This window comes from Paraburkholderia translucens (assembly GCF_020881035.1).
GTDB lineage: Bacteria > Pseudomonadota > Gammaproteobacteria > Burkholderiales > Burkholderiaceae > Paraburkholderia > Paraburkholderia translucens.
This window is the reverse complement of the sequence record NZ_JAJITC010000010.1, coordinates 1-13,469: the sequence shown is the minus strand read 5'-3', so window position 1 is coordinate 13,469 and position 13,469 is coordinate 1. Positions and strand designations below refer to the sequence as shown.

Sequence of the window (13,469 nt, the reverse complement as noted above, 5' to 3'; positions counted from 1 at the left end):
TTGAATGAGAGGGAACGGCGCCCACTGGCGCGCCGCTTCCGCAATGTAATGGAAAGCGCGAAAGCGTGCAGCGCGTCAGCGGTCGCCTGGCGGCAGCGCACAGACGAAACTGCTCGCCAGATTGACATTGCCTTTGCCGACATAGCGCGGGAACCCGGGATAGCGGCACAGCGGCCGCGAGCGCCCATTCGTCGCCGCGGCGAGATCGGTGGCTGTCAGCGTTTCGGGCGCGACGCCGCGCGTGACCCACGCGTCGAGCGCGCCGAGCAGATCCACCGATGGAATGAACACGCCGTTGCCATGCTGAAAACCCGGCACCATGTAGAGCCGCATGAAACGATCGACCTCGTCCTTGCCGAAGCGCGCGATGAGCGCGTCGTGATACGCGATCGTCTGATTCGGGCTGATCACTTCGTCGGCGAGGCCCTGCAGCGTGATCAGCTTGCCGCCGTGAGCGATATAGCGCGACAGGTCGGGATTCATCGAGCCGATCGTGGCCGACAGCGCGATCATTTGCGCCCGGTATTTGCCGGGCCGTTGCGGATCGAACGTCAGCGAATCGAAGTCCGCATCGCGCGCGATGAAGTAGCGTAGGTAGCCGTCGCCTTGCGCGAACAGATAGCCGTTCGCATAGAAGGCCGGCACCGGCTGGCGCCACGGTTGATGCGCAAGCCCGAGCGCGCCCGTCAGTTGCGTGCCCTGGAACACGTTGTAGCCGCGATAGCCGGCCACGTCCCACGCGAGCCGATACGGCAGCGATAGGCCGTTGCGCATCACCAGCAAGGTGGCCAATTGCGCGTCGGTCAGACAGGCATCGTGCGATTCGGGATGAACCGCGCAACGCAGTGAATCGATAATTTGCGCTTCGTGCTCGCGACATGCCTGGACGTCGCTCACGATGCCGTCCGCCGCGCCGTCGAGCCGGTCGCATACCTCGAGCGTGCGTTGATACACGCGCTCGAGCAGCGGCGGCGGCACGAAGCCGCCCGGTGAAGCGTACTCGGCCTGGCCGAGCTTCACGCCGATCAGCCGCACGCCGGAAAAATTGAGCGCGGGCGAATTGGCGATTACGCCGTCGTAGTCCTCGGGAAAGCGCAGCATCACCGTGTAGCCTTCACGGCCGCCCGTCGAGCCACCAGCAAAATACATGCGCTGCGGCGGCCTGCCGTAAGCGCGCGCGATCAGCGCGAGCGCGGCGTCGTGCGTCTTCTTCAGATGCGCGTAACCGAAGTTCGTCACGGCTTCATCGACGAGACCAAATATCGCGAGCGACGCATTGCCGACATGCCCCGAGTCGTCGCCGAACGTCGCATAGCCTTGCGCGAGCGGCGCGCGATCCGGGGAAAACGGCATCACACCGATGCCGCTGACGACCTCCCCGTCATACCCGCCGCCGCCAATCTGCAATGCGCGCCCATTCCAGTGACGCGGCAGATTCAGATCAAAGCGGATGTCGGGCGTCGTCGGATTCAGCGCCTTGATGCGGCCTGTGATGCGGCAATATTCACCGCCTTGCTGATTGCCCGGCGCGGTCGCGCCGATCATGCCCGCGCTTTCGATCTGCGCGCCTGCCGTCGGCATCGCGATCAGTTCGGGCGACACCGCCGCGCCCGCGAACTGAGCGCAGCGCATCGCGAGCGGTGTTTCTTCGGCCAACGCGGCCGTGCGGTGCATCGCGAGCCACGCGGTCACGACGACGCTCACGACACTCACGACACTCGCGCGCCCTACGAGCCTGCGCTTCGTGCGCATCGTGGGCGTGATGCGCCCGCGGTGCTCGCGCCGCGTCATCCGTAGCGCGCGCCATTCGCATGCGCACCCGGCTGCGGTCCCTTCCAGCCGCTCCAGCCGCGCGCGATGGTGAGCAGCGCGCCGATCGCGGCCAGATCGCCGCCGAGTCCGACCAGCACGCCGCGAAAGCCGTGAAACGTGTGCGGCGTCGCCGTATCGACGATCAACGACACGAGCGTGCCAGCAATGAAGCACACGAGCCCGGTGCGTCCGACCGTCACGACGGCGGGGAGCCGCCTCGCGAGCCATGCGATGCTGCCCATCCGCACGAACTGGGCGGCAAGCCACGCGATGACGATGAAATTGATCACACGTTCCACGGAAAGGTTCTGCTTGTGCGTGCCGGGCACAGGTTGCGTCAGCACGAAGAGTTTGATGATGGCGAAGCCAAGCACCGCGGCCACCGCGACGCGCGTGAACCAGTGCGCGGCGTGGCTCGCATGAAAGCGTTCGCTGATCGGCTGCACCCTGCATAGCATGCCGAGCACGAACATCAACTGCCACGCAAACGGATTAAATGCCCAGCCGGCGACATCGTCAATGCTGAATAACGCGGCAAGCGGCCGCGCGGCCGCCCACACCGCGAGGCTCACGGCCAGTGCGAGCGATGTCGAGCGGCGCGCGAGCGGCACCATGACGGGCACGTATAGCGCAAACAGCGTGTACATCGGCAGCACGCTGGATAGATAGGGTTGCCGGCGCAATAGCGCGATATCGAAGGCTTCGCGCCACGGCTGCGATGCGAACGGCGGCCAGCCGCTCAGCTCGACCATCGGCCGGTTCAGATTCAGCACCGCAAGAATCGCGCCGGACACGAGCGTCAACATGGCGGTCAACAGATACGCGCGATAGATCTCCCAACAGCGCTTGAAAAAGCGCAGCGTCGCCGCGTGTTCGCCACGATGCGCGAGCACCGCCGTATAAGCCGCCGCTGATGCATAGCCGCCGAGAAACACGAACACCTCGGCCGAGTCGCACAGTGCATACGCGTGCAGCATCAGATGCGATAGCGTGCTGCTGGGCATGTGATCGAGCACGATGACGATCAGCACCACGCCACGAAAGAAATCGACTTCGACCGATCGTCCACGAACAAGGTCAGAGTTTTTCATTCGTCTTCTCGAAGAATGCGCACTGACAGGCCGCCTTTCATTTTCGCTTTCACAACGGCATTCTGAAATGGACGCGTTGGTGACTCGTAATACTGGGTACGTCTTTAGCGAATCGACGGAAAGATTTGCGGCTTTTCACACCCGAAACGGGGGCATCGGTAAGTTGGGATGGTGCAGCACTCAAAAATAAATAAACAAACACACAGCACGATTTTTTTCGCTCTTTTTTCTCCGTACGATGTTTTCATGCTTTCCGCCGTTTTGCGTATACAGCTTTATGAAAAACAGAATTGCCGGCTTCGACGGATTGCGCGCGATCGCCGTGCTGATGGTGTTTTTGCAGCATCGACTGTTCGGCGACATTGGCGAAATCGGGCATCTCGGTGTGTGGATCTTCTTTGCGCTGAGCGGCTTTCTGATCATCGGCATTCTGTCGTCGCAGCGCGCGCGCATCGAATCGGGCGACAGTCGCTTCCGCGCCGAACTCGGGCGCTTCCTGTTTCGCCGCACCGTGCGCATCTTTCCGATTTATTACCTGATGCTCGTCGTGATGTGCGTGCTGATGGCGTTGGGCTTGGCAAATCCGGAACTCGCGGGCGGCATGCCGTTTCACTTCGCGTATCTGTCGAACTTCTGGATCGGCTCGGTGCTGCGTTACTGGCCGGGCCGCTATTCGCACTTGTGGAGCCTCGCGATCGAGGAGCAGTTCTATCTCGTGGTTGCGCCGCTTTTGCTGCTGCTTGCCACGCGGCGGCACCGCGCGGCATGTTGGGCGATCGTGGCGCTCGGCCTTGCTTCGTTGTTCGCGATGCACGCCGCGCACTGGGACGAGATCGCGATCTACACGCACCCGTTGAGCAATGTCTGGCTGCTGGCGTTAGGCGGCGTCGGCGCTCTGGTGATCGCGAACGATCGCGGCCGCGCGCGTGCATGGCTCGGTCATGGTCTGACGCTGTTCGCGCTCAGTCTCGTCGTAATCGGTTTGTGCGCGGCGGAGCCGGTGTGGGACACACTCGGCAATCCGTTGCCGTTGACCGCGATCAGCGCCGTGTACGGGGCCGGCATTGCGGCGCTGGTCGCTTCGATTGCGTGTTGCCGCAACGCTGTCGTGATGGCTCTGTTGCAGACTCGTTGGCTCGCCGGGCTTGGGCGTATCAGCTATGGCTTCTACCTGTATCACAACCTGATCCCCGACCTCACGCGTAACCGGCACGCCGAAGCGCTATTTGGAGGCAACGTGCCGATGTGGGCGCATGCGCTTGGTATCTTCGCGTCATTTGCGATTTCGCTTGGCATTGCGCTGCTGTCGTGGCGATTTATCGAAGCGCCGATTTTGCGGGTGAAGGCACGCGACGAACCGGTACGGGAAGCGGCCGGGAACGTGGCTTCCGATGCCGCCTGAAAAATCGAATCAAATTGCCGGATACGAATGCCAACGCCACGGTATGACGGTGAAGGCGGGCGGATGAGCGACGGGCCTCTACGGGTCCGTTCGCGTCATCGCCACTTTCTCTCAGGTTCCACGTTATTGGCGCCGATGCCGGGCGGCATCAACTATTCTGCCCTGCACTGCACTATCCCGGTACCCGATGCATCAACTCTCGATCGAAAGCCAACCGCAATCGTATCGTGTGACGATAGCGTTGTTTCTGGACGCGGCTTGACCATGTGTCTCAAAAAGGGCGCGGGCGCGAGGAAAGCTGGCTGGTTCGGCCCCGCCTTGCCCCGTCAATCCGTCCATGCACGCAATAGCGGTCATTTCATGAGCCAGTCTCCGTTGCCGCCCCACCTCGCCGCCCGCGCCGCGGACGATTCGCGCACGGTCGTGTCGTGCAGCCGCTTTGGCACGAAAGGGCGCGCACCCGGCGAACAGTTTCTTGCGTGGCGCCAGCGGGTCGGTCACGTGATCGACGCGCCGCCATCGAAAGTGCAAACGCACAGCCCTTTCAGGAGATTCGACCATGCAGCAGGCGGGAGATACCCCTTCATTTCCGGTGTCGCTCGACGCGGGTCTGAGCGGCGCGACGCGCGTGTATTTCATCGTCGGCGATCCGATTGCGCAGGTGCGCTCGCCGTCGGGTGTGACCGCCGCGTTGCGCGCGGCTGGCCGCGATGCGCTGGTGGTGCCCGCGCACGTCGCGCCCGCTGATTTGCCCGCGTTCTTCACGTGCATCGCGGCGATGCGCAACGTCGACGGCGTGATCATCACGGTGCCGCACAAATTCAGCGCCGCGAGCTATTGCGCGACGCTTGCCGAAGCAGCGGCGTTCCTCGGCGCGGTCAACACGCTGCGCCGCAACGCCGACGGCACCTGGCACGGCGGGATGTTCGACGGCACCGGCTTCGTCGCGGCGCTCGTCGCCGCGGGCTGCGAGTTACAGGGCAGGCGCGCGCTGCTGGTTGGCGCGGGGGGCGCGGGCTCGGCGATCGGCCATGCGCTGATTCAGCGCGGCATTGGCTCGCTCGACGTGCGCGACAACGACGCGGAACGCACCGGCTCGCTGAGCGCGCGGCTCAATGCGCTTGGGCGAGGCGAAGCGCGCGGCGTGGCGGCCGAACTCGACTTGAGCAGGTACGACGTGATCGTCAATGCGTCGCCGCTTGGCATGCGCACGGGTGATCCGTTGCCGATCGACGCCGCGCGCTTGCGGGGCACAACTTTTGTCGGCGACGTCGTCACGAAGCCGCCGCTCACGCCGCTGATCGAAGCGGCACACGCGCGCGGGTGCCGGACCGTGACGGGCACGCAAATGTTCGAGTGCGTATGTGACCGGATGGTGGAGTTTTTTCTGGAGACGGTGGCGCCGCTGTAACCGCGCGGAAGCAGCCGGCGCGGCGCTAGACTGGCACGACATGACCGTGCAGAAGATTTCGCACGAGCTGCGGTGCAATCCTGCGCGCGTACTTATCGCCCTTCGCGCGCCAACCGATCCTTCGATTCGACAACCTCAGCAGGCGCTATAGCGACCGCGCCCTGTTCGAAGGACTGCACTTTGACGCGACGTCCGGCTGCGTTGCGCTAAACGATGAATCCGGCAGCGGCAAGTCGACGTTGCTCGCCATCCTCGCCGGCGCGCTCGAAGCCGATACCGGAGACGTATGGCTCGACGGTCATTCGCTGCGCACCGCCGCGCATGCCGCGCAAGCACTGCTCACGTAAGTAGCGGAAGACAGCATCAACTGGCCCGATCAGACCGGCCGCGACTATCTGCGCTGCGGCGCGACACAGCGCGCTCACCGATGACGCGCTCGCGCTCGCCGAACGCTTCGGCCTCACGCCACATCTGGACAAACGCTTCGAACAGATGTCGTATGGCAGGCCATAGATAAATGCATATATATAGGCTAAATACCTAGTTTCGAGTTAATCGCGGTATTCGTCAATCTCGATGGTTCCGCCAAGGGATTCCATCATCGTGCGAATATCCTCTGGAATATCTGGGACTCGATCTCCCGACTCGTTGACCCAGTAACAGAAAAACCGCATTTTCGCGCCCACGCCTTCAACGCGCTGTTTCAAATCCGCCCGGGGCAGTGCCAATCGCTGTATCAGGTAGCGCAGATGCGGCTCCAAGCGCTCACTACGCACTGTCTTTTCGCTATCAAGTCCCCACACGCCCGTTCGTCGTGCCAAGGTGCGGCCCTGTCCAGTCCGATCACGAAGCGGCTCCCCCTTGGTTACCGCCACATCCGGCGCCACACCAAAATACTGTGTCCACCACTCTGGCACGACATGATCGCCCGTTATCGTGAAACTCGCTGATGCAACAAGTCTGTCCGTCATTCCCGCCCCTTAATTGCCGTAGTCGTGAAAATTGTCAATGTAGATTTCCCGGAAATACACGTCTCCATTCTCTTCAAACTCAAGATTGTCAGCGGGCCCGATGCCATTTCTCTTCTTGAATCTGTGGATCATTTCACGGAACGTGGAACGATCGTAACCAAACATTTTCCGGCGTATTTTTCATTTGTCGTTCCAGCTAGTTCCTCCACTTCGCCAGCATACGGGAGGTTACCCCCGCTGTATTTAAACGCATGTGCATTACCGAGATTCTGCGGCACGTCCGGTTGTTGCGCGCGTCCGCGACAATTGCAGGCCCATGCGTAGCCCAAAGCGTCGGCCATTTGGTACCCCGTTGAGTACGACCGAAGCCTGTCAAACGGAAACCATTCGCCGGTTTCGACGTTCAGTGCCATTGCGGACGACATTGGCGGGAACTTGGAATATATTGAATAGGTTATGCGGCAGCAAGACATTCTTCCTCGTCCGTCATAAGTTCCCAGGCGCCTTCCTGCGCTTGTTGTTTCATTCGACCTCTTATGATTTAAGAAATACCCGATAAATTGACCACCTAAACGGGTCATGGTCAACAGCTTTAATTCGGGATAGAGCCGATTTGACAAATATTCACAATAGTTCCAGACATCTCATTTTCAATCGCGTTTTGTCGATATTGCAGCTCAACAAAAAGGCGGCATTGCGCCGCCTTTATTGTCAGAGATCCAAGCCGGTCAGTGCTTCGTCCATGAAGCGTCCATGGCCGCCAGCTTTGCGTTCACGCCCTGCGCAGCGTCAGCGAGAAGGGCTGCCGCATCCTCCGGTGTCAATTGGCGATTGGGAAGCCGCAAAAAAGTGTTCCTGACGGCGGCCGCGCTTGGCGAGACCCGTGTGCTGATCGCCGACGAACCCGCCGGAGGACTCGACGCGTCCGCGCGCTCGGTGCTCGCCGATCTGTTCAGAACGCTCGGCGCCACGCCCACGGTATTTTTCACGAGCTACGACGAAGGATTCACCCAGGCCTGCGAGGCGACGCGTGTGTGTTTCGCGGACCTCGCGCGGGGTACCTGACTCAGATCGCCACGCAGATCTTGCCGAAGTGCGCACCTGATGCCTCGTGCCGGAACGCATCGGCGAGCTTGTCGAGCTCGAACGTGCTGTCGATCACGGGCTTGATGCCGGTCGTCTCCAGCGCGCGCACCATCTCGATCTGATCCTGCCGGCTGCCGACGATCAGCCCTTGCAGGCGCTGCTGCCGCACCATCAGATGCGCGGTCGGCACCGGTCCGGCGCGACCGGTCAAGACGCCGATCAGCGCGATATGCCCGCCGATGCGGCACGCGGTGATCGACTGCGGCAAAGTACCGGGCCCACCGACCTCGATCACGTGGTCCACGCCGCGTCCATTCGTCAGGTGACGCACCTCTTTGCCCCACTCGGGATTGTCACGATAGTTGATCGCATGGTCGGCGCCGAGGTCGCGCAGCTTCGCGAGCTTCGCATCCGACGACGAGGTCGCGATCACCGACGCCCCCATCGCCTTCGCCATCTGCAGACCAAAGATCGACACGCCGCCGGTACCCAGCACGAGCACCGTGCTGCCTGCCTTCAGCTGACCGTCGACGACGAGCGCGCGCCACGCGGTCAATCCCGCCGTGGTCAGCGTGGCGGCTTCGGCATGGCTATAGCCCGCCGGCGCATGCGTGAAGTAGTGGCTCGGCAGCACCACGGCTTCGCGCGCGTAACCGTCGACGCCGTCGCCGGGGGTGGTCGAAAAATCGCCGATCTCGGGCGAGCCGTTCTCCCACAACGGGAAGAAGCACGACACGACGTGATCGCCGGCCTTGAATTGGCTCACGCCCGCGCCGACCGCTTCGACGACGCCCGCGCCATCGGCCATCGGGATGCGGCCCGCTTCGGCGGGCAAATTGCCGGAGACGACACCGTAGTCGTGGTAGTTCAGCGAACTCGCGCGAATCCGCACGCGAATCTGCCCGGCCGCGGGCTGCCCGGGATCGGCGAGATCGACGACCCGCAAACTATCGACGGTGGCGGGCGAACCGATTCTGACGGCTTTCATGTTTTCGTTCCTCGGTGAGTGGCGCGTTATCTAACGGTCTGGATCACTTCGAAGCCTTCGAATTCCGGGTGGCCGAGATACAGCACGCGGTTTTCGTTGCCGGCGCTGCGATGCGCAGCGCGAAAAGCGTCGGACTTCGTCCATGCTTCGAAAGATGCGTAGTCGCGCCAGATAGTGTGGCTCGAATAGAGCACGTGATCGTCTTTGCGCGGTCCCTTCAGCAAATGGAATTCGATGAAGCCCGGCACCTCTTTCAGATGGGTGTCGCGCGTGGTCCACAGATGTTCGAAGGCGGCCTCGGAGCCGGGTGCCACTTTGAAGCGGTTCATCGCGATGTACATGCTGTCAGCCTCGTTGCGTAAGTGATGCTGATGATGCTCGATTGGTCAACCGGTCGCGATTCATTATAGGCGTGGCATCGGATTGGATCCGCTTGAGGAAAAGCGGCCCGTTTCGAACCGCCATTGGAGCTTTCGCCTGATTCGCCCAGCCTTGCGTGCCGCCGGCGTCGGCCCGCATCCGCCGGCATCGGCAGCGCCTCAGCCTTGCTGCGGCACCCTCACCCAACCCTCCATCAACACGCGCGCGCTGCGGCTCATCATCGCCTTCGTGACCACCCATTCGCCGTCTTTCAGACTCGCCTGCGCGCCGACGCGCAGCGTGCCCGACGGATGCCCGAAGCGCACCGCCTCGCGTTCGCCGCCGCCCGCCGCCTGATTGACGAGCGTGCCCGCGATCGCCGCCGCGGTGCCGATCGCGACCGCCGCCGTGCCCATCATCGCGTGATGCAGCTTGCCCATCGACATCGCGCGCACCAGCAAATCGACGTCGGCCGCGCGCACCGGCTTGCCGCTCGACGCGACGTAGTCCTGGGGCTTCGCCACGAATGCGACCTTCGGCGTATGCTGCCGCGTCGCGATCTCGTCGAGATGTTTGATGAGCCCCATGCGCAGCGCGCCATGCGCGCGAATCGTCTCGAACATCGCGAGCGCCTTCGCGTCGCTATTGATCGCGTCCTGCAACTCGGTGCCCTTGTAGCCGATCGCTTCGGCCTCGACGAAGATCGTCGGAATGCCCGCGTTGATCATCGTCGCCTTCAACGTGCCCACGCCAGGCACCTCCAGGTCGTCGACGAGATTGCCGGTCGGGAACATCGCGCCGCCCGCGCCGTCTTCGTCGGCGGCCGGGTCCAGGAATTCGAGCGGCACTTCGGCGGCCGGAAAGGTCACGCCGTCGAGTTCGAAGTCGCCGGTCTCCTGAACCGCGCCGCCGGTCATCGGCACGTGCGCGATGATCGTCTTGCCGATATTGGCCTGCCAGATGCGCACGATCGCGACGCCATCGCGCGGTACGCGGCTCGCATCGACGAGGCCCGCGCTGATCGCGAACGGCCCGACCGCGGCCGACAGGTTGCCGCAATTGCCGCTCCAGTCGACGAACGCCTTGTCGATCGACACTTGACCGAACAGATAGTCGACGTCGTGATCGGGCCGGTTGCTGCGTGAAATGATCACGGTCTTGCTGGTGCTGGACGTCGCGCCGCCCATGCCGTCGATCTGCTTGCCATACGGATCGGGACTGCCGATCACGCGCATCAGCAGCGCATCGCGCGCGGCGCCCGGAGATTGGGCGTCCTCGGGCAAATCCTGCAGGCGGAAAAACACGCCCTTGCTGGTGCCGCCGCGCATATAGGTGGCCGGAATCCTGATCTGGGGTAAGTGCATGAAAGTGTCCTGAGATGACGTGATCTTGATGAAGGGCGATGCGGCCAGTCAAGCTGCATCGCCCTCGTCTGTTGTGACGCTCACTGCGAAACGTGCGTCAATTCATCAAGCCGCCGCCCTGGTCGATTCGAGAAAGTCCTGCGCGAAACGCTGCAGCACCCCACCGGCTTCATAGATCGACACTTCTTCGGCCGTATCGAGCCGGCATGTCACCGGCACTTCGACGCGCTCGCCATTGCGACGATGAATCACCAGAGTCAGATCGGTGCGCGGCTTGCGCTCGCCGATCACGTCGAACGTCTCGGTGCCGTCGATGCCCAGTGTCAGGCGGTTCACACCCGGCTTGAATTCGAGCGGCAACACGCCCATGCCGACGAGGTTCGTGCGGTGAATGCGCTCGAAGCCTTCCGCGACGATCGCTTCGGTGCCCGCCAGCCGCACGCCCTTCGCCGCCCAGTCGCGCGACGAGCCCTGCCCGTAATCGGCACCTGCAATCACGATCAGGGGTTGCTTGCGCTCCATATACGTCTCGATCGCTTCCCACATGCGGGTGACCTTGCCCTCGGGCTCGATGCGCGCAAGCGACCCGGCCTTCACCTGGCCGTTCTCGAGCACCATCTCGTTCTTCAGAGTCGGGTTCGCGAAGGTCGCGCGCTGCGCGGTCAAGTGATCGCCGCGGTGCGTCGCGTACGAGTTGAAGTCCTCTTCGGGCAGGCCCATTTTCGCGAGGTACTCGCCGGCCGCGCTATCGGGCAGAATCGCGTTCGACGGCGACAGATGGTCCGTCGTGATGTTGTCGCCGAGCACGGCCAACGCCCGCATGCCCTTGAGCGTGCGCTCGCCGGCCAGCGCGCCTTCCCAGTACGGCGGACGGCGAATATAGGTGCTTTGCTCGCGCCAGTCGTACAGCGGATCGGCTTTCGCGCCGGTGTCGGCGTGCACCGCGAACATCGGTTCATACACCTTGCGGAACTGTTCCGGCTTCACGCTCGCCGCGACGATCGCATCGATCTCCGCATCCGACGGCCACAGGTCTTTCAGCGTGACCGCATGACCGTTGGCATCGACGCCTAGTACGTCCTTCTCGATGTCGAAGCGGATCGTGCCCGCGATCGCATAGGCGACCACCAGCGGCGGCGAGGCGAGAAACGCCTGCTTCGCGTACGGATGGATCCGGCCGTCGAAGTTGCGGTTGCCCGACAGCACGGCGGTCGCGTAGAGGTCGCGTTCGATCACTTCCTTCTGGATCACCGGGTCGAGCGCACCGGACATGCCGTTGCACGAGGTGCACGCATACGCGACCACGCCGAAGCCGAGCCGTTCGAGTTCAGGCAAGAGCCCTGCCTCTTCCAGATAGAGCGTGACGGCCTTCGAGCCCGGCGCGAGCGAACTCTTGACCCACGGCTTGCGCACGAGTCCGCGCCGGTTCGCATTGCGTGCGACCAACCCCGCCGCGATCATGTTGCGCGGATTGTTCGTATTCGTGCAGCTCGTGATCGCGGCGATGATCACCGCGCCATCGGGCATCAGACCAGGCTCGCTCTCGACCTTGCCGCACACGCCGCGCGCGGCCAGCTCCGACACCGGCAGGCGCCGATGCGGATTCGACGGCCCCGCGAGCGTGCGCACCACGCTCGACAGATCGAACTTCAGCACGCGCTCGTACTCGGCGTGCTTCAGCGTATCGGCCCACAAGCCGGTGTGCTTCGCATACGTTTCGACGAGTCTGACGAGTTCGTCGTCGCGGCCTGTCAGCTTCAGATAGCGGATCGTCTGCTCGTCGATATAGAACATCGCGGCGGTCGCGCCGAACTCAGGCGCCATGTTCGCGATCGTCGCGCGATCGCCCAAGGTCAGGTTCGCCGCGCCTTCGCCATAGAACTCCAGGTACGCGCCGACGACCTTCTCCTTGCGCAAGAATTCGGTCAGCGACAGCACCACGTCGGTCGCGGTGATGCCCTCGCCCGGCTTGCCGGAAAGCTCCACACCGACGATGTCCGGCAACCGCATATATGACGCGCGGCCGAGCATCACGCTTTCCGCTTCGAGGCCGCCGACGCCGATCGCGATCACGCCGAGCGCGTCGACCATCGGCGTATGCGAGTCGGTGCCGACCAGCGTGTCGGGAAACGCGACGCCGTCCTTCACCTGCACGACCGGGCTCATGCGTTCGAGGTTGATCTGATGCAGGATGCCGTTGCCCGGCGGGATCACGTCGACGTTGCGGAACGCGCGCTTGGTCCAGTTGATGAAATCGAAGCGGTCTTCGTTGCGCCGGTCCTCGATCGCGCGATTCTTCGCGAACGCATCCGGATCGAAACCGCCGCATTCAACGGCCAGCGAGTGATCGACGACGAGCTGCGTCGGCACCACGGGATTCACGAGCGCCGGATCGCCGCCTTGCGCGGCGATCGCATCGCGCAGACCCGCCAGATCGACGAGCGCGGTCTGGCCGAGAATGTCGTGACAGACGACGCGCGCCGGGAACCAGGGAAAATCCAGTTCGCGCTTGCGCTCGATGATCTGTTTCAGCGAAGCGGTGAGCGTCACCGGATCGCAGCGGCGCACCAGGTTTTCGGCGAGCACGCGCGACGTGTACGGCAGCTTGTCGTAGGCGCCGGGCTCGATGGCGTCGACCGCGGCACGCGTATCGAAGAAGTCGAGCTCGGTGCCAGGAAGGCGTTTGCGGTTGGCAGTATTCATGACGTAGGAACAGGACGGTTATCGGCCGCCGGACAGGATGCCGGAGGCCGGCGGCGGCGCTTCGCTCGCGCGGCCGGTCGGACAGTGCGGTGAGTTTAGCTCGCGGCTCGCCTCAAACGCGCTTCGCCAGCGGCACGAACGGCAGATCGTCCGGACCCGTGTAGTTCGCGCTCGGCCGAATGATCTTGTTGTCGACGCGCTGCTCGATGATGTGCGCGCTCCAGCCGGCCGTACGCGAGATCACGAACAGCGGCGTGAACATCGCGGTCGGCACGCCCATC

10 protein-coding genes and 3 pseudogenes are annotated in these 13,469 nt (G+C 63.2%); 4 read left to right on the top strand and 9 right to left on the bottom strand.

Annotated features, from left to right (window positions below; all coding sequences use genetic code 11):
- Positions 1-75 precede the first annotated feature (75 nt).
- A complete protein-coding gene (locus LJ655_RS19045) occupies positions 76-1,791 on the bottom strand; it encodes a tannase/feruloyl esterase family alpha/beta hydrolase (RefSeq protein WP_230562779.1) in 1,716 nt (571 codons plus the stop codon).
- Positions 1,788-2,903, bottom strand: coding sequence for an OpgC domain-containing protein (locus LJ655_RS19040; protein ID WP_230562778.1), 1,116 nt, complete (start codon positions 2,901-2,903; stop codon positions 1,788-1,790). The genes LJ655_RS19045 and LJ655_RS19040 overlap by 4 nt, the downstream gene beginning before the upstream one ends.
- A gap of 277 nt (positions 2,904-3,180) precedes the next feature.
- On the opposite strand from LJ655_RS19040, the gene LJ655_RS19035 reads away from it, so the two are divergent.
- The 3 genes and pseudogenes from LJ655_RS19035 to LJ655_RS19025 form a co-directional block, all read left to right on the top strand.
- Positions 3,181-4,305, top strand: coding sequence for an acyltransferase family protein (locus tag LJ655_RS19035; protein ID WP_230562777.1), 1,125 nt, complete (start codon positions 3,181-3,183; stop codon positions 4,303-4,305).
- Positions 4,306-4,864: 559 nt separating this feature from the next.
- Entirely contained in the window at positions 4,865-5,716 is an 852-nt protein-coding gene (locus LJ655_RS19030) for a shikimate dehydrogenase family protein (RefSeq protein ID WP_230562776.1), read from the top strand.
- Between the two features lie 116 nt (positions 5,717-5,832).
- A pseudogene (locus LJ655_RS19025) lies at positions 5,833-6,220 on the top strand (ABC transporter ATP-binding protein); the annotation flags it as partial.
- Positions 6,221-6,267: 47 nt separating this feature from the next.
- On the opposite strand, the gene LJ655_RS19020 reads toward LJ655_RS19025, so the two are convergent.
- Positions 6,268-6,687 (bottom strand): DUF4279 domain-containing protein, encoded by a 420-nt coding sequence (locus tag LJ655_RS19020; RefSeq protein ID WP_230562775.1) that lies wholly within the window; start codon positions 6,685-6,687, stop codon positions 6,268-6,270.
- Between the two features lie 284 nt (positions 6,688-6,971).
- Positions 6,972-7,213 (bottom strand): annotated as a pseudogene (locus tag LJ655_RS19015) (hypothetical protein); the annotation flags it as partial.
- A 308-nt stretch (positions 7,214-7,521) separates the two neighbouring features.
- On the opposite strand from LJ655_RS19015, the pseudogene LJ655_RS19010 reads away from it, so the two are divergent.
- Positions 7,522-7,752 (top strand): annotated as a pseudogene (locus tag LJ655_RS19010) (P-loop NTPase family protein); the annotation flags it as partial.
- A gap of 1 nt (position 7,753) precedes the next feature.
- On the opposite strand, the gene LJ655_RS19005 reads toward LJ655_RS19010, so the two are convergent.
- From LJ655_RS19005 to LJ655_RS18985, 5 genes are all read right to left on the bottom strand, one after another.
- On the bottom strand, positions 7,754-8,761 hold the full coding sequence (locus tag LJ655_RS19005; protein ID WP_230562774.1) for a zinc-dependent alcohol dehydrogenase family protein: 1,008 nt from the start codon (positions 8,759-8,761) through the stop codon (positions 7,754-7,756).
- 26 nt (positions 8,762-8,787) lie between these two features.
- A complete protein-coding gene (gene hmuQ / locus LJ655_RS19000) occupies positions 8,788-9,102 on the bottom strand; it encodes a heme-degrading protein HmuQ (protein WP_230562773.1) in 315 nt (104 codons plus the stop codon).
- Positions 9,103-9,300: 198 nt separating this feature from the next.
- A complete protein-coding gene (prpF, locus tag LJ655_RS18995) occupies positions 9,301-10,485 on the bottom strand; it encodes a 2-methylaconitate cis-trans isomerase PrpF (protein ID WP_230562772.1) in 1,185 nt (394 codons plus the stop codon).
- Positions 10,486-10,590: 105 nt separating this feature from the next.
- A complete protein-coding gene (acnD, locus tag LJ655_RS18990) occupies positions 10,591-13,188 on the bottom strand; it encodes a Fe/S-dependent 2-methylisocitrate dehydratase AcnD (protein ID WP_230562771.1) in 2,598 nt (865 codons plus the stop codon).
- 112 nt (positions 13,189-13,300) lie between these two features.
- The coding region (locus LJ655_RS18985; RefSeq protein ID WP_316252023.1) for a citrate/2-methylcitrate synthase at positions 13,301-13,469 on the bottom strand (169 nt) is incomplete at its 5' end.

What these genes read in the sequence shown, in the direction of transcription:
- LJ655_RS19045 (WP_230562779.1), bottom strand. Translation starts at nt 1,791, where the DNA reads ATGACGCGGCGCGAGCACCGCGGGCGCATCACGCCCACGATGCGCACG.
- LJ655_RS19040 (WP_230562778.1), bottom strand. Translation starts at nt 2,903, where the DNA reads ATGAAAAACTCTGACCTTGTTCGTGGACGATCGGTCGAAGTCGATTTC.
- LJ655_RS19035 (WP_230562777.1), top strand. Translation starts at nt 3,181, where the DNA reads ATGAAAAACAGAATTGCCGGCTTCGACGGATTGCGCGCGATCGCCGTG.
- LJ655_RS19030 (WP_230562776.1), top strand. Translation starts at nt 4,865, where the DNA reads ATGCAGCAGGCGGGAGATACCCCTTCATTTCCGGTGTCGCTCGACGCG.
- LJ655_RS19020 (WP_230562775.1), bottom strand. Translation starts at nt 6,687, where the DNA reads ATGACGGACAGACTTGTTGCATCAGCGAGTTTCACGATAACGGGCGAT.
- LJ655_RS19005 (WP_230562774.1), bottom strand. Translation starts at nt 8,761, where the DNA reads ATGAAAGCCGTCAGAATCGGTTCGCCCGCCACCGTCGATAGTTTGCGG.
- hmuQ (WP_230562773.1), bottom strand. Translation starts at nt 9,102, where the DNA reads ATGTACATCGCGATGAACCGCTTCAAAGTGGCACCCGGCTCCGAGGCC.
- prpF (WP_230562772.1), bottom strand. Translation starts at nt 10,485, where the DNA reads ATGCACTTACCCCAGATCAGGATTCCGGCCACCTATATGCGCGGCGGC.
- acnD (WP_230562771.1), bottom strand. Translation starts at nt 13,188, where the DNA reads ATGAATACTGCCAACCGCAAACGCCTTCCTGGCACCGAGCTCGACTTC.